The sequence below is a fragment of the Paraburkholderia elongata genome (assembly GCF_013177735.1).
GTDB lineage: Bacteria > Pseudomonadota > Gammaproteobacteria > Burkholderiales > Burkholderiaceae > Paraburkholderia > Paraburkholderia elongata.
The window spans coordinates 1-17,592 of sequence record NZ_WOEZ01000033.1 but is presented as its reverse complement, the minus strand read 5'-3'; the positions used below and the strand labels follow the sequence as shown (position 1 = coordinate 17,592).

The 17,592-nt window shown below is 59.7% G+C and carries 16 protein-coding genes and 3 pseudogenes; 9 read left to right on the top strand and 10 right to left on the bottom strand.

Annotated features, from left to right (window positions below; translation table 11 throughout):
* Positions 1-73 precede the first annotated feature (73 nt).
* The 4 genes and pseudogenes from GNZ13_RS06235 to GNZ13_RS06215 all read left to right on the top strand — a co-directional run bounded on the left by GNZ13_RS06235 (position 74) and on the right by GNZ13_RS06215 (position 2,983).
* Positions 74-931, top strand: coding sequence for a hypothetical protein (locus GNZ13_RS06235; RefSeq protein WP_172161472.1), 858 nt, complete (start codon positions 74-76; stop codon positions 929-931).
* 199 nt (positions 932-1,130) lie between these two features.
* Positions 1,131-2,139, top strand: a pseudogene (locus GNZ13_RS06225) (PDDEXK nuclease domain-containing protein).
* 205 nt (positions 2,140-2,344) lie between these two features.
* A pseudogene (locus GNZ13_RS06220) lies at positions 2,345-2,771 on the top strand (SET domain-containing protein).
* Complete coding sequence (locus tag GNZ13_RS06215) at positions 2,768-2,983, top strand: hypothetical protein (protein WP_172161468.1); 216 nt, start codon at positions 2,768-2,770, stop codon at positions 2,981-2,983. Before GNZ13_RS06220 ends, GNZ13_RS06215 begins: the two are co-directional and overlap by 4 nt.
* Before the next feature lie 299 nt (positions 2,984-3,282).
* Here GNZ13_RS06215 and GNZ13_RS06210 read toward each other — a convergent pair whose 3' ends face one another.
* The 6 genes from GNZ13_RS06210 to GNZ13_RS06185 all read right to left on the bottom strand — a co-directional run bounded on the left by GNZ13_RS06210 (position 3,283) and on the right by GNZ13_RS06185 (position 9,817).
* A complete protein-coding gene (locus tag GNZ13_RS06210) occupies positions 3,283-3,558 on the bottom strand; it encodes a hypothetical protein (RefSeq protein ID WP_172161466.1) in 276 nt (91 codons plus the stop codon).
* Between the two features lie 671 nt (positions 3,559-4,229).
* Positions 4,230-6,146, bottom strand: a complete 1,917-nt coding sequence (locus GNZ13_RS06205) for an AAA family ATPase (protein WP_172161464.1) — start codon at positions 6,144-6,146, stop codon at positions 4,230-4,232.
* A gap of 72 nt (positions 6,147-6,218) precedes the next feature.
* Positions 6,219-6,581, bottom strand: a complete 363-nt coding sequence (locus GNZ13_RS06200; RefSeq protein WP_172161462.1) for a hypothetical protein — start codon at positions 6,579-6,581, stop codon at positions 6,219-6,221.
* Between the two features lie 795 nt (positions 6,582-7,376).
* Complete coding sequence (locus GNZ13_RS06195; RefSeq protein ID WP_172161460.1) at positions 7,377-7,622, bottom strand: hypothetical protein; 246 nt, start codon at positions 7,620-7,622, stop codon at positions 7,377-7,379.
* Between the two features lie 498 nt (positions 7,623-8,120).
* Positions 8,121-8,915, bottom strand: a complete 795-nt coding sequence (locus GNZ13_RS06190) for a spore germination YkwD domain-containing protein (protein WP_236001830.1) — start codon at positions 8,913-8,915, stop codon at positions 8,121-8,123.
* 251 nt (positions 8,916-9,166) lie between these two features.
* The gene (locus GNZ13_RS06185; RefSeq protein WP_172161458.1) at positions 9,167-9,817 is read right to left on the bottom strand and encodes a hypothetical protein; all 651 of its coding nucleotides are present in this window, start codon (positions 9,815-9,817) and stop codon (positions 9,167-9,169) included.
* Positions 9,818-10,044: 227 nt separating this feature from the next.
* Here GNZ13_RS06185 and GNZ13_RS06180 point away from each other — a divergent pair, with 227 nt between their 5' ends.
* Complete coding sequence (locus GNZ13_RS06180) at positions 10,045-10,320, top strand: helix-turn-helix domain-containing protein (protein WP_407945608.1); 276 nt, start codon at positions 10,045-10,047, stop codon at positions 10,318-10,320.
* 189 nt (positions 10,321-10,509) lie between these two features.
* Here the strand turns inward: GNZ13_RS06180 and GNZ13_RS06175 are convergent, their stop codons facing one another.
* The 4 genes and pseudogenes from GNZ13_RS06175 to GNZ13_RS06160 form a co-directional block, all read right to left on the bottom strand.
* Positions 10,510-10,938, bottom strand: a complete 429-nt coding sequence (locus GNZ13_RS06175) for a P-loop NTPase family protein (protein ID WP_172161454.1) — start codon at positions 10,936-10,938, stop codon at positions 10,510-10,512.
* Positions 10,939-11,655: 717 nt separating this feature from the next.
* Positions 11,656-12,309: a hypothetical protein gene (locus GNZ13_RS06170; protein ID WP_172161452.1), complete on the bottom strand. Its 654-nt coding sequence runs from the start codon at positions 12,307-12,309 to the stop codon at positions 11,656-11,658.
* Positions 12,310-12,315: 6 nt separating this feature from the next.
* Positions 12,316-13,149, bottom strand: coding sequence for a hypothetical protein (locus tag GNZ13_RS06165; protein WP_172161450.1), 834 nt, complete (start codon positions 13,147-13,149; stop codon positions 12,316-12,318).
* A gap of 1,809 nt (positions 13,150-14,958) precedes the next feature.
* Positions 14,959-15,449 (bottom strand): annotated as a pseudogene (locus GNZ13_RS06160) (IS110 family transposase); the annotation flags it as partial.
* 416 nt (positions 15,450-15,865) lie between these two features.
* Between GNZ13_RS06160 and GNZ13_RS06155 the strand changes: the two are divergent.
* The 4 genes from GNZ13_RS06155 (at position 15,866) to tnpB (ending at position 17,438) form a co-directional block, all read left to right on the top strand.
* A complete protein-coding gene (locus GNZ13_RS06155) occupies positions 15,866-16,108 on the top strand; it encodes a type II toxin-antitoxin system CcdA family antitoxin (RefSeq protein WP_054043691.1) in 243 nt (80 codons plus the stop codon).
* Positions 16,108-16,407 carry a CcdB family protein gene (locus tag GNZ13_RS06150; RefSeq protein WP_172161448.1) on the top strand — a complete coding sequence of 100 codons (300 nt, stop codon included), beginning with the start codon at positions 16,108-16,110 and terminating at the stop codon, positions 16,405-16,407. The genes GNZ13_RS06155 and GNZ13_RS06150 overlap by 1 nt, the downstream gene beginning before the upstream one ends.
* Before the next feature lie 315 nt (positions 16,408-16,722).
* Entirely contained in the window at positions 16,723-17,112 is a 390-nt protein-coding gene (tnpA, locus tag GNZ13_RS06145; RefSeq protein WP_216674734.1) for an IS66-like element accessory protein TnpA, read from the top strand.
* Positions 17,088-17,438 (top strand): IS66 family insertion sequence element accessory protein TnpB, encoded by a 351-nt coding sequence (gene tnpB / locus GNZ13_RS06140; RefSeq protein ID WP_172161444.1) that lies wholly within the window; start codon positions 17,088-17,090, stop codon positions 17,436-17,438. The genes tnpA and tnpB overlap by 25 nt, the downstream gene beginning before the upstream one ends.
* The last annotated feature ends 154 nt before the right edge of the window (positions 17,439-17,592 follow it).

The following is a 17,592-nucleotide window of genomic DNA, read 5'->3' as shown; positions in this document are numbered from 1 at the left end:
GGTCGTTCCGCAGCGTGGTGAAATGGGCTAATCTGGCCGGTCTGAACGATCAACTCTTCTGACGCTGACCATCATGCAGCTCGACATCTTCGCCGACAGCCGCGACGTCATGCTCCGCAACGATGTGGTGGGTGCCCTCCACCGGCGCGATGCAGTCTCTGCCCGGCAGGCCTGGCAGAGACTGGCAGGCGAATTCCCCGATGACGACACCCTGGCCGGGCTGGCGACATTGATCGATGTGCTCGACAGCGATGTCGCCACGCCGTTCACCGATCATCCGGCGCTGGCTGCCGCCTGTGGTCGCCTCAATGATGAGGTTGAACCGGCGGCGCGGCGGTTACTGGGCGACGCATCAGGACGGGCGTGGATGGCGTCATGCTGGCGGACGGTCGCGCAGCAGGCCGCGGCCCTGCCGTTTCGCGCTGACGTCAGTGACCTTCACGCGGCGCCGCTCTGGCTGCGCGCGGGCGACTGGGATGAGGCAAGACGGGCCGTCGAGCGGATCGGGTCGTGGCGCCGGATCCCGGCGCCGCTGACGTGGATGGCCGAGGTGCGACATCGCGCGGATGGCCTGGAGTCTGCGTTGCCATTGCTCACCGAACTCGCCTGGCTGTCACCTGGCCGCCTGGCCGGTCTGTTGCACCGGCTCGCCGACGCGTCAATCGACACGTTGCGCAGAAAGTTCGACGCGAATTTCGAGGGTGCAGGCCAGACAGCCGACCTCGCGTGGTTTCCCGCGTGGGTGCTGATCGAAAAGCCGGGACTGGCGCCGCTGCTGCGGGACGCGCAGCCGTCGCGCCAGACGGCGCCGGAGCGGGCGACGCGGCTGTTGCTGCAGATCCTGAGCCTTGAGCGTCAGGGCACCCAGCATGAACTCGTGGAGCGTCGCAAGGCGCTGCGCGATCTGCATGCCGGGCTGTATGCGGCGTAAATGAGAACGCGGTGATCTGTAATGAGTGGCGGCAGCCGTGGCCCGCCCGAACGTGGGTATTCGAGCGTCACGCATTTTGCCTATGTGCGTTGTCCGGATTCGTGCGGTAGCAGGACAGATGCATCTCATGTGATCTGCGGCAACCACCAGGCGCTGCGAAGGGGATAATGCGCGCTTCTTGTAGAAGGATCTGCGCAATTTGACGACTCTCGCGCCTCACGACCTGGATGCGCCTTTGCTCGCCGATATCCGGCGACTGATCGACGCGGCCAGGCGCCGGGCGGCCGCAACGATCAATGCCGAGTTGACACTTCTTTAGTGGCAGGTAGGTCGCCGGATCCAGGCCGAGGTTCTTGGCGGCGAGCGTGCCGGGTATGGCCAGCAGGTCATTGCTTCGCTGGCGCGCCGGTTGACGGCCGACTACGGTCGGGGTTGGAGCGAGAAGCAGCTGCGACATTGTCTCCGCAGTGCGGAGAGAATTGTCCTGGACGCACATCAAGACGCTGATCTACATCGACGATCCCCTGAAACGCGATTTCTATGTTGAGCTTTGCCGGCTTGAGGGATGGTCGTCCCGTCAGTTGCAGGAGAGAATCAACTCCATGCTCTTCGAGCGCAGCGCATTATCGAAGAAGCCCGCGGAAACGTTGCGTCACGATCTGACCCAATTGCGTCAGAAACAGAAGGTGTCTCCCGACCTGCTCCTGAAGGATCCGTACGTTCTCGACTTTCTGGGGCTGAACGATCACTACCTGGAAAAGGATCTGGAGGACGCCATATTGCGCGAAATCGAGCAGTTCCTGCTCGAACTGGGGGCTGGTTTCACGTTCGTCGCCCGGCAGAAGCGCTTACAGATTGACCATGACGATTTCTACATCGATCTGCTGTTTTACAACCGGAAACTCAAGCGGCTTGTGGCGATCGACCTGAAACTCGGGACTTTCCGGCACGAATACAAGAGTCAGATGGAGCTCTACCTGCGCTGGCTGGCAAAGCACGAGCAGGAACCAGACGAGGCTCCGCCGCTGGGAATTATCCTGTGTGCGGGCAAGAAGCAGGAGCAGATTGAACTGCTGGAACTCGACAGGAGCGGCATCCATGTTGCCGAATATCTCACCGTCCTCCCTTCGCGGGAAGCCCTGAAAGCCAAGCTGCATCAGTCGATTGCGACAGCCCGGCAACGCTTGCTGATGAAGGATGAACAATAACCACCAGACCTGGCCGCCCGCCGCAATTTCCGAATCGCTGATCCGGATCGACTGGCGAGGCCCATCTGGGAAATTCCGAAGCAGTGGTTCGGAATTTCAAACTCGCCGAGCTCGCTGGCGGTTCATCGGGGAGTCCGTCGTGCTGGTCGAGTTGGCAGGAAGGTACGCGATTATATTTGGCATTAGCATGGCTAGCTGGAAGAATATGCGACGGGTTATCGTCCGGCGTGCCGGTCCACGGAAAAGGCGTGTTCGCGCTACGGCGGATCGAAGGCGGCGAGCGCCTTCTCGAATACAAGGGTGAAGTCACGACCTGGCGAGAGGCGGTGCGTCGTCATCAGCGTCACGGTGTTGACGGCCATACTTTTTTCTTCGGACTTTCCAACGGATACGTTATTGACGGCAGTCGCGGCGGCAACAGTGCGCGGTGGCTTAACCACGCATGCGCAGCCAACTGCGAAGCGGTTGAGGATGTGGGGAGGGTGTTCATCGAAGCCGTCAGGGACATCGAAGCGGGCGACGAACTCTTTATCGGGTACCAGCTGGCGGTTGACGATCCGTCCGATGAGCGGGTTCGCCAGCTATACGCCTGCTGGTGCGGCGCGACATCGATGCTGGCGGCTGCCGGATGAGTGCGCTATCCGACGCCCTGACCTGCGCCAACGGGATGTGCCTGAACACAACGCTGGTTCAACCGGCCAACGACAATCTGGTCCGAATCAGTGCGGATGCGGTCTTCCATCGGGATGTGCTGCGGCCAGCCTTGGCGACGCAAACGAGCCGCGGCACAGGCGGTGGGCTCGCGATAGAACCGCAGTTGTCGCTCGATCTCGACGATGAATGATGCCAGCGCGATATGCGCGTTAGCGCCGACATGAGCACAGAACGGGCGCAGAAGGGCAAGTCCATGCGACGCCCTGCGTGATCAGCGAAGACGGATTGAAAATCCTCCCCAGCCGTTCCAGATGCGAAGGCGGGGACTGTGGTTGCTCTGTGCCGGGAAAGCTTGATCGAATCAAACGCAACTAACGGTCTGGAACTTTTCCTTACCGCCCGACCGCTGCCGCGCAGCGGCAACCCGGCTAGCAGACGGTGCGGCGACACTGACCGCAGCAGGGCAGCTTGTCACGAGATTTCGATGCGTCAGTGCATCGCTTTCTGCGCCAAAAGCGAGAGCTGTTCGTCGTTCGTCAACTCAAGATCCTCACGGGAGTCGAATTCGACGATGTACCCGAAAACCGTACCGGCTGCATCGCGCGGGAAAAGACGTTGAATAAAGTGCCCCCTGAAGCATGCGCATCGCGGCATGCCGCAACCGCCATCCGGTGGGCTGATGACTGTGCTGCCGTCAACAGGCACAAGGACTCCTTCGTCAATCACGCCGTTGGCTGGTACTTCGTTATACTGGATAATTTCCACACGTATGGCCATAACATTCCAATATTGTTTGATGAGTCGCTGGGCTCCCCTGAAGCCGGCATGTGGCCCCCCACCGTCTAAGATCTGTCAGCTCCAGCATCCATTTCTCTCACGGTTAAAATCGCTATGAACCGGGGCGCGAATTTTCAGGCGCCCTCAGCCTGCGGTGGCTTGCATTTCGACGCCCCAGAATGACGACAGTGAAAGGCACCCGTTTTTGAGGAAGCGTGCTCCCTCCAGAAGTTGGTCAGCATGCGTAAGGCAACGAGAATGCAGCCCACCCCGATGATTCATGAAACAGGTTTCTGTCGCATGGACTGGCTCCCGCCGCGAATGAAGGTTGAAAGCGGTAGATATCGTCTACACGCAAAATCGTTTTGTGCGGCGTGCCTTACCAGGCGTGATCCAGCATACAGCCCATGCAGTTATCCGGGACGGGTCCGGGTAGATCCTTGAGGCATCGCTGCGCAGAGCCCCCTGCCGACTTGCCGGTGTTGCCTGCAGTATTTTTTGGGATCCGCAGTTGATGAGCAGCAGGCATTCCGGGGAATAGGGTGGCATAAAACTGGCATGACTACCGGACCGGTGCCTTTCAGTGCTTTGCAACCGCATTTGCGCAGGAGGCTGGCCGTCAAGGCTCACTATCCCCTAGCCAATGCACCTCCGACGTTTCAACCGATGGCAATATCCAGTGTCGAAAGCGCTGCGCGCACATCGTCAGCTGTAATGGTGGTGGCGCCCGATTCGATGTGCCGTGCCGCGGCCTCGTCGATGAGCCGCTGCAAGGCGGCGTCGGTATCCGCGATAGAGCAGCCCTCAAGCCTAGTGATGACGCACTCCACCGCCTGCCGTGAAATTGCAAAGGTGTCTCCCGTCTTGAGCCTCAGCTGGGAGCGGATATAAGCCGCGAGCGACTCGCGTGACGGCACGTCAAAGCGGATTTTCTGCTCAAGGCGACCGCCGCGTAGCACTGCCGGATCCAGCGCTTCCGGATGGTTGGTCGCGGCAATTATCAGTACGTCAGGCACGCGGCCACCGGCGCCGTCGATCGAGGCCAGGATCTGGTTCGTTAGCGGAGCGATCCGGCCGGATCGCACGGCCAGTACATCATCAGCTTCGTCCAGGAAGAGGATGCAGGGTCGTAAGGCGCTGGCACGCTGGTAGAGCCGTTTCCATGCCGTATCGCTGTGCAGGAGTTCCGCGCCAGTCGTGGAGAGGAATGCCCAGCCGCTGGCCTTCGCGAGAGCAACAGCTGCGAGCGTTTTGCCGGTGCCGGGTGGACCGTAGAACAGCACGCCCCGAGGGAGTGTTCCACCGAGCTGTTCCATCCGGTGTATATGGCGCAAACGCAGCGCGAGCTTCTTGATCTCCTGAGCGGACCGGTCGGGCATGATGATGTCCTCGATCGCCTTTGCTGTCTCTGGCAGTTGGCCGTGCGATCCCTGGATGCGACGCATCGCCTGCATGGCAATCTCAAACGAAACCTGGCCAGCCGCGAGCAGACCTGCGCGTCGCATATCGGCAAGTTGCGGTCCGACCGCCATCAGGCGTGCGGCGCTGAAACCGGACCAGCGCGCGGCGAGACTTTTGAGCACAGGCGAGCTAAGCGCGTTGGGTCCGAGCGCCTTGAACACTGAGCGGGCAAGCAGCGTTTCACGTGCTGGTGCGTCTGGCGGCGGCACCTCGACCTTGAAGTCGAAGCGCCCCTCGCGCACAGCGGCCCCGTCCAGCCATTCGAGATCGTTCGTGGCGGCGATCAGGATAATCCGGGTGCCGCGCAGGCGGATGATTTCAGTGAGCATCGTGTTCGTCAGATCGCGATCCATGTGATGAGAATCGGTGCGTGCCTTGATAAAGCCGTCCACCTCGTCAATCAGGAAAACAGCCTGGCCTAGCCGGGTTGCTTGGGCAAAAGCCGCTTTCACACGCTCAGGTGTTTCATTGACCCACTTCGAGGCGATGTCCTGATAGGAAATCGAGAAGAAGGGGATCCGCAACTCGCCAGCGAGTGCTTCGGCAAACATCGTTTTACCGTTGCCGGGTCCGCCGGAGAGCAGGATGCCGTTTCTCGCGTGAGCGGGGTTGGCGAGGATGTCGCGTGCCGCATTGAGCAGCCGGCTCTTTGTGTCAGCCATGCCAGTGATAGCATCAAAGGAGAACCGCGCACGCAGTACACGGTCGTCCAGAGAATGCGTCGGCTGGCGCGCCGGTTGACCTGGTGCGCTTTGCGTCCCTGAGCGTGGGGCGGGGTGTTGTAGAGACGGAGGGATGGGTTGTCTGGTCTTGCCGTCCCTATGCCTGGCGCGCAATACCAGCCACAGTACGATTCCGACGCCGAGCAGACCGGCGCCTAGCACGGAGTACTGACCGACTGCGAGTATGAGTATGGCAAAGGTCCCGGTCACCATCAGCCAGCGGGCGGCGCGGACGAAGTGGTGGAGTACGAGCGCCAGGCCGGCGCAGACCAGCATCGCGAGCAGCCGGTGCCTGTCATGGAGGTGAAGAACCGACCCGACGCCCGCACCTGCGAGGGTGCCGGTCAGTGTCGGCGGGAACAGGCGGGCCGTGAAAACGATGACATCTTTCATGGAAGATTCTCCGTGCAGGCAAGGGGGCAATGGCAAAGCGGTGGGATCCGCATGTCGAGATACGCGGCACGCCTAGCGATACAGGGGCATGATCTCGTCCTCGATCATGTGGTACAGGTCGTCGCGGATGAACCGCGCGAACTGTTCACGTTCGAAGAAGGCCGCGGTGAGGAGAAGGGCGGTGAACCCGATTGCGCCGCCCTTGATCATGTCGATAACGCCAAGGGCAATACCGTGCGCGAGCGCCGGGCAGGCCTCCTGCAGGCCAGCGAGTCCCAGCAGGATTCCAAGGCACGAGATGCAGGCCATGAACACCGGGGTGAACAACATGAGTGTGGCGATGGTGTTGCAGAACGCCCTGACGGGACGGGGAAGGCACGCATGGTCCGGGTGGATGAAGGAAAACAGTGACGTCTGTTGTTGGTCGTTTTTCATGTGGAGCTCCGTTTTGGTAGTGAACTGGATCTGTCGGTCCCGTCGCGAGGGAACAGATGCAGGTTCGCATGGCTCGTTGGGCACGCAAGTTGATGCGGGTTAGCGAAGCACAATGAGCGGGCGGCCTCGTCTGGGCGGCCACAGACGAGGTCCGGAGCGCCGGCGGCGCGTACGTTTGCGCATCGGCCTGGGTGTGCGACGCTGGTTCTGCCGAAGGATGCGTCTCGAGTGTGCGATCGGGCGCCTGAGGTCGGCACCCAGGCGCCGGTACCAGGCCTCGATCGCATCGGGCGGGATGCTGGCGTCGATATAGCCTGTGACGCCCGAGTCGGTCACAACCTTGATGACCTCACAGCCGTTGGCCGCGGTAATGCGTGTGTTTTCCATTCTCGATCTCCGTGCGTGTACCCGTCACGTTTCACTTGCGCGTATGGCGCCGTATCCACCGCGCGAGGAGAGTGAATGGCGATAAGTAGTCGACAAGACACTGTTTGCATTCCTCAACGAATACATGCAAAAGATTATTTCTGGGATTGCTCATAGAACTGTCCTTTTAAAAGTTGGTACAACAGAGTGGTCCAGGTCTGGCGCGCGGGCAGGTCGCCTGGCGATGCGTCATGGGCCTGACTGCTGAACCCGCCAGTGAGACGGCGAGCGCATCCAGGTCTCCGGCACTGTTCCCTCGGCATGGCCGTAGGGCCATGCGGCGCCGCTGATGGACCGACCGGCGCCTGAGCCGATCGCAAGCATGTATTCACGTTGACGGCTTCTGGTTCCTCTGCCTTTGCTGGGCGTTCAGTCGATACCCGGTATCGCGGCATCCGTTGCATCCGTCATGGACAACGAGGCGACCTGTCCACGACGGTCCGCTGCGGGCGGCTCATGGTTTGGCGTCACGATGCTCACCGGCCCAAGACCATCATCCGTCGGATCGGAACCTGCGAAAGCACGGTAGGATTTCCGCGCCGATACGGCGGCGGTACAGGCCGACGCGACCTCGACCTCGGCTGTGATGAATCCCTTCGGATCTTTGTTGCGCATTGAGTTACCCATCTGGTTATGGTTGTTCGTCAGCCGGCCCCGCGTGTGATGCTGCGCGAGGACAGGACAAATCCAGAATCACATGAAGTTCCGCAGAAGCAAGTCAAAGTGCCGAGCGCCGATACTCGCTGTTAGCTGGACACCGATGGTTGCGGTTCACCTTCGCACCATGGGTACGCGGCGGGTGCCGGTCGATCAGTCTGGAGGAGGGCGGGAAGCCTGCTGCTAACGGGGACTGTCACACTGACGTATTGGAACGTGTGCGACAGAAGGCGGCAGGTAGAGGGACGGTTCGACGCCGTTCACCTTGCGGTCTCGACGAGCGAGCAGAGATGGTAGTGGCCTGCCTGACTGGTCTTGACTGGATGCGGCGGGGCGTCGATACCGTGCACTTGCCGGAAAGGGCTGGGTCTTGGTGGTACTCAGCCCTCTACTTTTCGGAGCTTGCCCGATCGTCTGCTGCCCGGTGCATGGTCGAATTCTCCGCCGCAGGACATGTCAGTTGATCGCGGTCGTGAAGCTGAACGTGCGCGTGAACGCCGTGCCGTTATCGATTCCGGTTATCGACGCAGTGTAAGAGGTGCCCGCTGTCAGCGGTGCCGTCGGGTACGCGGAAGCCATGTAGGGCGCCAGGATCTCGTTCGGGTCGTCGGCCGAATCCAGTAGTTGCAGGCTGACGGCATGACCGGAGGAATCCGTGAGCGTTCCTGATTGGAGAACGATCGTGTCGGACGGATTGCCGACCACCGCAATCGGAGTGCCGAAGCTTCCTGACGTGTTAGGCGGAGCAGGCTGCTCACCCACAACGGAATACAGTACGCCAGTGGAGCCTTGGCAAGCGTATGTTAATGGAGCGTTGCTGGAGATATGGCCCAGCGTCGTGTTCAGCAGGCTTATTGATGCCCGGACCTCGGGATATCCGTTGTAGCTCGTCTGATAGGTACCGATGCCGACGACGCCCGAGGGGACCAGCACGGCCGGACCGTGGTAGGCACCACCCAGCCACTCGCTGATCAGGGCCTGCCCGTATTGCGTATTCGTTGAAGCCGAGACCGAGTACTCCACAGCGCTTACTCCAGCCCCAAATGTGCTCGCCGGGAATCCCACGGCGGCCGCCCGGGCGACATAGGTGGCGCAGGTAAAGTCTGCATTGCTGGTTGACTCGGTATCCCCACCGGCATTATTGACACCCATATACTGCGCGTGATTGTCCGAAGCCTTGTCAAGAAGGGTATTTTCCTCGAGCGCAGTAAAGCCACAGGACTGACGAGCCTGATTGAGGGCCGCAAACATCGCCGACTCGATGCTGCCAGGCGCATACTGTGGCGTGCTCAGGGTGCTGGACGCGACGGTCGCGGTCGACGAACCCGAGGGCGAGGATGCGCCACCTGGCGCGCTCGCAGCCGAACTCGTGGCGGTGGAGCTACTGCCGCCCCCACCACCACACGCTGCGAGTAGAAAAATCAGGCTGGAAGTGTGCCGGCCACGAGCCCCTGCGCCCTCGTGAAGCTTTTTTTCATTTCTTAACCCGTTTGTTTTGGCTGTTAGAAGCCTGCGACGCGCTGGTCTTCCCATCCCTTGTTGGTCAGGATCAGCACTGTCTTGTCCGAATATTTCTGGGGGGAAGTGATCTTGCGCAGCCAGTCAGACTGTGCTGTCAGTTCCGGGGCGTGCGTCCAGTCCGGGAGATCCTCGAGGTGGCCCGTGTATTTGACCTGTGAAACCATGTGCCCCATTGCGGATGCTGGCTGCGAAAACCGGTCGATCGAGTCGACGACAAACCGGCCAAAGCAGAGCGCTGGTCCGGTGTCCGACCTGTTTTGAAAATACGGCTTACCCTTGTCGGTGACGCCGACCGTGATATAGGGTGCCTTGTAACTCCCAAACATGGGAAGGCCGGGTTGTTGCCTGTACACAACCTGAAGCGTGACCAGTCCAACATGGTCGAGCGCCTTAAGCAGTGGCTTCTGCGCGATGATTTGCTGATCTGAAGCATGATTCTGCGCAGGAAGGACAGGGATGCCCTGGGAAAGGTTTGCGATCGGCCCGTCTAATGAGAGGCAGGCCTTTTGTGTCTTGACGCCCTCGTTGATTGCCGCCTTGAAGTTGGCTTCGTTTGCGGCGTTTCTGCCGCTACAACCTGCTGCAAATAGCGCCCCCGCCGCGGCCGCTGCGCCAATAACTCTTTTTGTCATGTTTCCCCCGCGCGTTTTTGTTCCGCCTATCCCCGACGAGGAACCAGTTCCTGTCTCCAGCCGAAGATCCCTGTTCCCGTATTTCTGTTGCATCGTTATTCAACGGTGCATTCATGAGACTACGATATTCGTAGTATCGCGCGCGCCAGTTTGCTACGATATTCGTAGCTCTGTCAATACAGGGCTACTTGATGTCGACAACCGGAAGCTCCATCTTCGGAGCGCGATTGAAGGAAGCGCGCCTTCGAGCCGGGTTGTCGCAAAAGCAGCTCGGTATAGATTCGGGCCTCGATGAGTTCGTTGCGAGCACCCGTATCAATCGCTACGAATTGGGCATTCACAAGGTTGACTATCCGTTCGCCTGCAAACTGGCGGCTTCGCTGTCTGTGCCGGTGGCCTATTTCTATGCCGACGAAGACGAACTGGCTGAGTTGATCCTGCTTTTTGGAAACTCGTCACGAAAAACACGTACGCGGCTTCTACAAATGGCACGTGGGGAATGAACCCGCTGTGGACTTATCTGCCCTGCCGGAGCGAAGAGGGTAGCAACTCCGTCGCTCGCCTCGAGGAAGTGGTCGCCGCGCCGACCAGATCATTTACCCGCTTTGCTAGCAGCCCCCTCACGGTGGCCATTGCGTATTCGTTCGGGGGGCGCACAAATCAAAAATTGCTCTCCATCGTCTCAACAGGTCTCATCGTCGTCGACGAAATGAAGAATTTCTGCGTGCATGGGCCGCTGCGCGTGTGACTGCGTATTTCAGGCGCCTGCGGGCGCTTCTCGGTGCGATGGTTCGCGCTACCTCAGGAGGATTTCGACTCACGGACGACGTCGTTTCCAGTGATGGGTCGCTCGGGATATCCAGCGTCCTGCGCGGCGCGGTATCAACGTCCGCGATCGAGTAGCCCTCGAGACCCGTGATCATGCATTCCACCGTGTGCCGCGAGAAGGAAAACGTCTCGCGGGCCTTGAGCGCCAGTTGGGAGCGGATGTAGGCTGCCGGCGATTCGCGCGACCGTACATCAAAGCGGATCTTCTGCTCAAGGCGGCCACCGCGCGGCACCGCTGGATCAAGTGTTTCCGGGTGATTGGTTGCGGCGATCAGCAGGATGGACAGCGTCAAGCAGGACGTCTGGCGCGCGGCTATCGGCACCGTCAATGGAGGCGAGGATCTGACCAGTCGAGCGTGAAAGCCCGGATCTCCGGTTTCTGAGCGCGTCCTCAAACGACTCGACGAAATGAGTAATCACTGCACTAAAATAGGCCGCCCAGAGGTGGCGCAAAATCCGGCATCACCCGTAGGTCGATCGCTTTCTTTGCCCGGCCAACGGCATAGTGCCAACGGTCGCGGTACCAGGAGCAGGCAGTGCAAGTTCAAGAACCTTAATGTGGTTCTGGTTCCCTGATCGTCGCCCATGTGATTTGCTATGAGTATGCAGGCTGGACTCCTCTATCTAGAGGTGGTACTGGATGTGTTCAACAGTTCCATCATTTGCGCCCGGAATTCCGCCGAGTCCAGCCGGATGCCGATGCCGTCGTGAACCGGAACCTTCATGCGGTTGGCCGGGCGATTGGCGAACAGGTAAGCATGGTGCAAATGGTGTTGCCAAACTACCCTGCTATGCTATCGAGGGACGATTCGGGAAGGCAGGGGGGTTTGGTGGCCCAACAAAATCAATGGGTTAGCGCCTCGGAGTGTCGCCCTTGGCGACAAGGCTGCCGGATCGCTGGGGGCTGGCACTGGTTGGAGGGGAGACGTTCGCCGGGTATCCGCCAATGCGAGAGAAGCCGCCGCGAGAGCGCCGCGGGATTCCCTCGCTGGGATTCCCGCGGCTTCGGCCTAAAAAAGTTTCAGGGAGTGAGAGGCGGCGTACAGAACGACGGAGCAGGTGAACAACGCGACGAAGCAGGTGAACAACACGACGGCGTGGGTCGCGGAGACCATAAACCGCTTCGCTTTCGCCAGAGATCTGATCACGCGCCCCTTCGCCCTTTCCGTGAACGGGGCGTCGTTAGGTGGTGGTGCCGGCAGGGGTGGCTTACCTGCGATAGCGTCGGCGATCATCTTGGCAGTGTCCTTGTGGATGTCGGTGACGACAGACATCAACCCGGTCGCGACTGCGGATGCCGCTGCCAAGTTTTGCTCACTCTCTTCCTTGAGTCGAGGTGTCAGCTCGGCGTATATATTGAGGATCACGGCCTTCGAGATAGAGTCAGCCAAGCCTTTCTCGGCGATCGAGTGCATCACTGATCGGGCGGATTGAAGCAGGTCCGAAAATTGTTGGGCCGTCTCTGCGTTCATTTTCCTCATCTCGCGCAGCATGGCCCGCTGCTCTGTAAGGATGGCCTCTTGCCGGTCTATGTCCCCTCTGATGGCGTTGTGAAGATTCTGGATGGCAATAACAACACGATCGACCTCTTCCAGCACGAGGTACAGTTTCGCACCTTCGAGGGAGAGAGGCTGATCGTGCGCCGACGTTAACGTCCCGGTCATGGTGATCTAGACGGGAATATCAAGCGCGGCGAAGGCGGCCTCGGTAAATATCGTCGCGCCCCTGGCCCACTTCGCCAGTACAGACCGGTTCGTGGCCTCCTGGGCTTCCGCCACACGTCCCGCTGCGCGAAGTTCACGGGAGCGATCCAGAAAATTCACACCTGGGCTGAGAGCGTCCTCCCACGAAATCTTCTTCTTTACTACCGCTTCGAAGGCGGGGATCGCAGGCAGGACGCAAGCTGGCTTGATCCAGAACTCTTCGTGCAGCTTTTTGTACGCGAAGAGGCGCGAGTACTGCTCCTCGATCGCTTTCTTTGGTTGCGAACGGTTCAATACCAGACGGTATTGGCTCGGCTCAAACCCGATTTTCATCAAGGTTTCCCAGGTGTTGATGGCTTCGTCTTGCCCGCGGATCGTCGTGTCTGCCACAGAGACGACGTAGTGGAAGTCTTCCACCATGTGATCGACGGCCATCCGTTTGAGGAATTCGTCAAGCGCCGACTGTCCGATGTCGACGATCGCATGGTCCAGATCGTTAGCAAGTTCAAACTGGAAGTCTTCGAGGTCATCGGGCGCGGCCGAGTAGCGCTTGACGTCGATTCCATACCGTCCAGCGTCCTGGTTGAAGGACTCGATGGAATAGAACGAGCCGTTCAGGTGAGGGTGCAGGACGGTGGCCCCAACCGTACTTTTGCCGATAGTTCCAACCTGCGCGAGGATGAGAATCCGGAGAGGCTGGATCGGGGTAGGAGCCTGAGCAATGGTACCCTTGAGAGGGACCGGCGGCGCAGCGACGGATTCCTTGGCGTTGGAATTTTGGACGGCATTCGTGTCTGGCATAACTGTTGTCCTAGTCTAGGTTTTGGTACTGAGCGGATCTTGGCGGCGTCAGCGTTGCTGCTCGCGTCGTTGCCTACGATGAGATGCTCTGATTTCCTCGGAGAGGTCGTCGAGTGTTTCCGAACCCGCGGTAGGTCCCCGAGGAATGCAGGGCATCGACAACAAGGCGAGAAGGTTTTTGGCGGTTCCCTGTTTAGGCCCCGTGTGCTCAATGTTAGGAACAGACGTGGGCGGATCTGGTTGAAATGCTGGGGTTTCGGGCGCCGCATTTAAGGCTGGCAGGTCGCTTTGGCTACTTTGCGGTTCGACCTCTGTGCGGGCTCGTGCCTGGGCTTGCGGCACATTCGCGGGTGAAGCTAGTTCCGGCGATGGCCGCATGGTTCCTCTCGTTTCAACGGCTGCGCGAGGAGGCGGCGGCGATGCCTTATCTACGGATGTTGTCGCGACGACCGCCGGTTGACTCGGGGAGTGCGTCGAGGGCCGTCTCACCCCGCTCGCGAGGGCGGCGGTCTCCTCCGGAAAATGCCGGAGACAAAATTCCCTCAGTGACTGTCGCGTTACCGTGACCTTATGGGCTTCCGATAGAAAATTCACTATCGCCTGATATGTGCGCCCGTGCTCAAGCAGGACCCGAATGTCATGGGAATAGGGGGCTAGCTTGCTGCCCTTTTGTGGCGTGGCGCGCGAGAGGTACTCGTAGACGTTCATGCGGGGATCCGGACAGGGAAACGGCGTAGTGTCGCCGCAGATGAGAGAGCGTTGAGACGGGGATGACATGGGCGTGGCGATGGCGTGGCGATGACACGGGCTTGACAGGGGCGACACGGAAACGACACGGGGTTGACAGTCATGGCATGGCGTTGACAGGGCGTTGATGGCGCGGACACCGTTTTGACAGTTAGGGTATGGCGTTGACAGGGCGAAGACAGGTGCGGCATGCCGTGGGCACGGCGTTGACAGTCACGGTAGGGCGTGGACACGGGATGGACAGGGCGTTGGTAGGGATACCAAATTGTCGGGCCGAAGCAACCCGCTGATAGAAGGAAATGTAGAGGTTCGCGAGGCGTCTTTTATGCTTGCGCGGCTGCGCAACCTGTGATTTACTCGCCACATCGCACGTGTGAGCCATTGAGCGCTCCTCGTCCGAACCGGTTGTTTAGCAGCACGCCACTTGGTGGCATGACGGGACCGAACTCGCGTAGGTCCCACACCCAAAGATCCCCTCAGGATCCAGAATGTTTAGCGCAAGCCATTGCCTAGACACTGATGAGTTTCAGTCCAAAAACGCCGCCCGGCGTTTTTTTTGAATCTGTCCACATTGAACGACAATTGGAGACAGAGGTAGGGCACAACCCTTACCGGAAGCGGATGAGCGTGCGATTTTGGCAACAGAATTGCACCCAACATGCTCGCTCGAGTCTCGAATTCGTCACGTCAACTGAGGCCTAAAGCGTCGCACGACGCAGCGTCTTGCCAGCCATGGCGAGGGGCGCGGCTTCCACCCTGCTGCGGCAGGACAATCAACCGGGTGTAGCGCCACCCAACTGAACTGCGGCCATCACGGCTGCGGAAGCGTATCGGCTTGGCTCCCCGTCAAAGGGCCCGCGCCTGCTCAAGTGGCAGGTAACCCCATAACCGCAAGGCTGGGGCAACGTGTGGTTGCAGAAGGACTGGGAATCGCACGTTGAATCGTCCGTTTTTAAGGACACCCCAGACCGTTGCACGATGTGAAATGCGGGAGCGACCGGCTCTCCATGCTCGATAAGTGACATATCGAGCGAAGCCAGACCAGAGGCGAGACCTGGGGTGGTATCCGGCGTTAAGGGTGAGTTCGGCGAGCGGCTCGTCAGCAAGTCGAAGCGAGCGCAGCGTGTGCGGCATCGAGCGGGCGGCCTCTGCAATGATGGCGGCATCGCGGGCGTCGGTCTTGGCTTCGCCCGCATGCAGATCGGCGATGCGACGCATGGCCAGACCCGGCAGATAGGCGACCAGAACACCTTCGTCGCGGGCGACTGCCAGCGGCAGCGCACCGATGATGGCGGGCTGGTCGACGACGAATAGAAGTTGGCCGTGCGCCTTGAGTTCGGTGATGAGGGCGCGCAGTTTGGTTTCATCGTTTGGAAGCGCTTTGTTGTACAGGCGCTTTCGGGTCCGATCGAGGGCGACGGCGTGATGATGGCCTTTACCTACGTCAACGCCGACGAAGACATTCACGGAATCATGTTGTTGGTTTTCTTGCATCGAAGTGTTTATGCAGATTGAACTGGTTAGCCTGCAACATCGGTGGCAAGTCTCGGCATCCACGTTACGGACGGCCTCAAGATGTTCCCGGTCGAGCCCCTATTAGCGATCACCAGCCACCCACCAGGCCCGGTGACAACACCCCCCGGATCATGGCTGCGACTGGGGGCGAGAATCATGCCGGGCCTAGCTGGCCAAATCCTCAATTATCGAGGAGTGAAGATAGTAACGGGGGTGGCTCAGGGGCTCAGGTGGTCGCAATGCCCACTGCGCCTCCATCCGGGAGGTCGGCGGGCAACTTTTCAACCCTCGCTGGGACGCGCCCCCGCCTAGGGCAACGCTTCTCGCGAATTTTCAAGGAGAAGCTATGGAAGGAGCGCAGCTGATTCGATCAGCTGGTATGCGCATTCGCGATGTTGTGCGGAATGCGCATCGGTGGCATGATGGCGGGGATGATTCCGATCGGAGAAGCCCCATGGTCGCCACGTACGCCAGCGTCCCGAAGAAAGCCACCAATGTCTCCCTGGCAGAAGGTCTTTTGACCGAAGCCAAGGAGCTTGGAATCAACATTTCGCAAGCCGCCGAAGCCGGCCTGGCTAAGGCCGTATCCGAGGCACGGGCTGCTCGTTGGCAGGAGGAGAACGCGGAAGCAATCGCGTACTACAACGACTACATCGAAAAGAACGGGCTGCCCCTCGAAGCCTACAGGATGTTTTGATGGAACGATTCACTGTCTATCCACATCCGGATAATCGTGGATACCTGCTGAACATTCAGGCCGACTCGATGGGACACCTCGGTTCCAAAGTGGTGATCCCGTTGCTACAAGCGTCCGAATATCGGCTTCCCGCGTCCAGGCTCAATCCACAGTTCGAAATCTTGGGGGAGCAGTACGTATTGCTAACACAGTCGATGGGCGCCATGCCCGTCAAACTGCTCAAGCAAGCCGTCTGCAATCTTTCAGATCGAGCTCACGAAATAGTTGCTGCAATCGACGTTCTGTTCAACGGCGTCTAATGCCCGTAACCCACGCCCGCCGTGTGCACCCTATGGGGCACCGGCGGGTTTGTCTTTTGGTTCGCAGGTCCGCAGGTTTGCTGTCGAGCTCCGCGGATTTGACGGGGCAGGTCAGATGGTTCCGGATTGTGAATTTTCCTAGAACCTCAATGAATTCGGGGCTAGCAGCGATTCCGCTTGCTACCTGAAAACATCATCGGTAAGCGCTCAATCATGGACATCCTTGCTCTGAGCAGGTGACGTCGCCACGATGGTGTCCACCTATCTTGGAGGTGGACACCTGTGACAGAGCACAACTCAGAGCTATTGAGCAGTATGGTCGTCAAGCGTCATCGGGACGGACGACGGCGTTTCGATGCCAAAGCAAAGCGCGCCTTGGTCGAGCAATGCCTGCAGCCGGGTGTATCGGTGGCCGGCCTGGCACTTGAGCACGGAGTCAACGCAAACCTGCTCCGCAAATGGATCATGCGCTACCAGCAGGAGCGGGACGGCGGCAGCACCGCCGCGCTCCCGGCACCGGTCGAAACGTCAGCATTAGTGCCTGTCGCCACGCTCAATGCGCCGCCGCGCAGGCCGGCATTGCGCCTGCAGGCAAGGTTACCCAACGGCGTCGAGCTGGACCTGGGCGAGGCGACCACCGACGAGGTATCGTCAATTCTGCAAATGCTGTGCAGGCTGCCATGTTCCGTTTCGACGAGGGGCTGAAGGTCTACCTTCATCGTGATGCGGTCGATTTCCGCAAGAGCATCAACGGGCTTGCGGCGCTGGTCGAGCAGTCAATGAAGCTCGATCCGTTCGCACGTGCGGTCTACGCATTCAGCAATCAACGGCGAGACCGCGTGAAGCTGCTTGTCTGGGACCGCAACGGCTTCTGGTTATTGATGAAACGGCTCGAGCAGGACCGTTTCGTATGGCCGCGCAAGGAAGTGGTCCTGCAGCTGCGCACCGAGCAGCTGCACTGGTTGCTCGACGGTATCGACGTCGAAGCGATGCGCAGCCATCCAGCACGTTATTATGATCGCGTGAGCTGAAACGCGTACCTGCATCGCTGGTCTAATCACGGCTGTTAGCTTCTCCTTCCGCAGGCGCAACGTCGTAAGTGTTCAAAATTCAAGGCGTTGCGCCGCAGTTCGATAGTTACGCTTCGATCAGATGTCGCTCGCAGGCAGTTCAGTGCCATGGAGC

Bases quoted from the DNA above. Each gene is read 5' to 3' on its own strand.
- GNZ13_RS06235 (WP_172161472.1), top strand. From the start codon at position 74: ATGCAGCTCGACATCTTCGCCGACAGCCGCGACGTCATGCTCCGCAAC.
- GNZ13_RS06215 (WP_172161468.1), top strand. From the start codon at position 2,768: ATGAGTGCGCTATCCGACGCCCTGACCTGCGCCAACGGGATGTGCCTG.
- GNZ13_RS06205 (WP_172161464.1), bottom strand. From the start codon at position 6,146: ATGAAAGATGTCATCGTTTTCACGGCCCGCCTGTTCCCGCCGACACTG.
- GNZ13_RS06200 (WP_172161462.1), bottom strand. From the start codon at position 6,581: ATGAAAAACGACCAACAACAGACGTCACTGTTTTCCTTCATCCACCCG.
- GNZ13_RS06195 (WP_172161460.1), bottom strand. From the start codon at position 7,622: ATGCGCAACAAAGATCCGAAGGGATTCATCACAGCCGAGGTCGAGGTC.
- GNZ13_RS06190 (WP_236001830.1), bottom strand. From the start codon at position 8,915: ATGTTTGCGGCCCTCAATCAGGCTCGTCAGTCCTGTGGCTTTACTGCG.
- GNZ13_RS06185 (WP_172161458.1), bottom strand. From the start codon at position 9,817: ATGACAAAAAGAGTTATTGGCGCAGCGGCCGCGGCGGGGGCGCTATTT.
- GNZ13_RS06170 (WP_172161452.1), bottom strand. From the start codon at position 12,309: ATGACCGGGACGTTAACGTCGGCGCACGATCAGCCTCTCTCCCTCGAA.
- GNZ13_RS06165 (WP_172161450.1), bottom strand. From the start codon at position 13,149: ATGCCAGACACGAATGCCGTCCAAAATTCCAACGCCAAGGAATCCGTC.
- GNZ13_RS06155 (WP_054043691.1), top strand. From the start codon at position 15,866: ATGGTCGCCACGTACGCCAGCGTCCCGAAGAAAGCCACCAATGTCTCC.
- GNZ13_RS06150 (WP_172161448.1), top strand. From the start codon at position 16,108: ATGGAACGATTCACTGTCTATCCACATCCGGATAATCGTGGATACCTG.
- tnpA (WP_216674734.1), top strand. From the start codon at position 16,723: ATGGTCGTCAAGCGTCATCGGGACGGACGACGGCGTTTCGATGCCAAA.
- tnpB (WP_172161444.1), top strand. From the start codon at position 17,088: ATGTTCCGTTTCGACGAGGGGCTGAAGGTCTACCTTCATCGTGATGCG.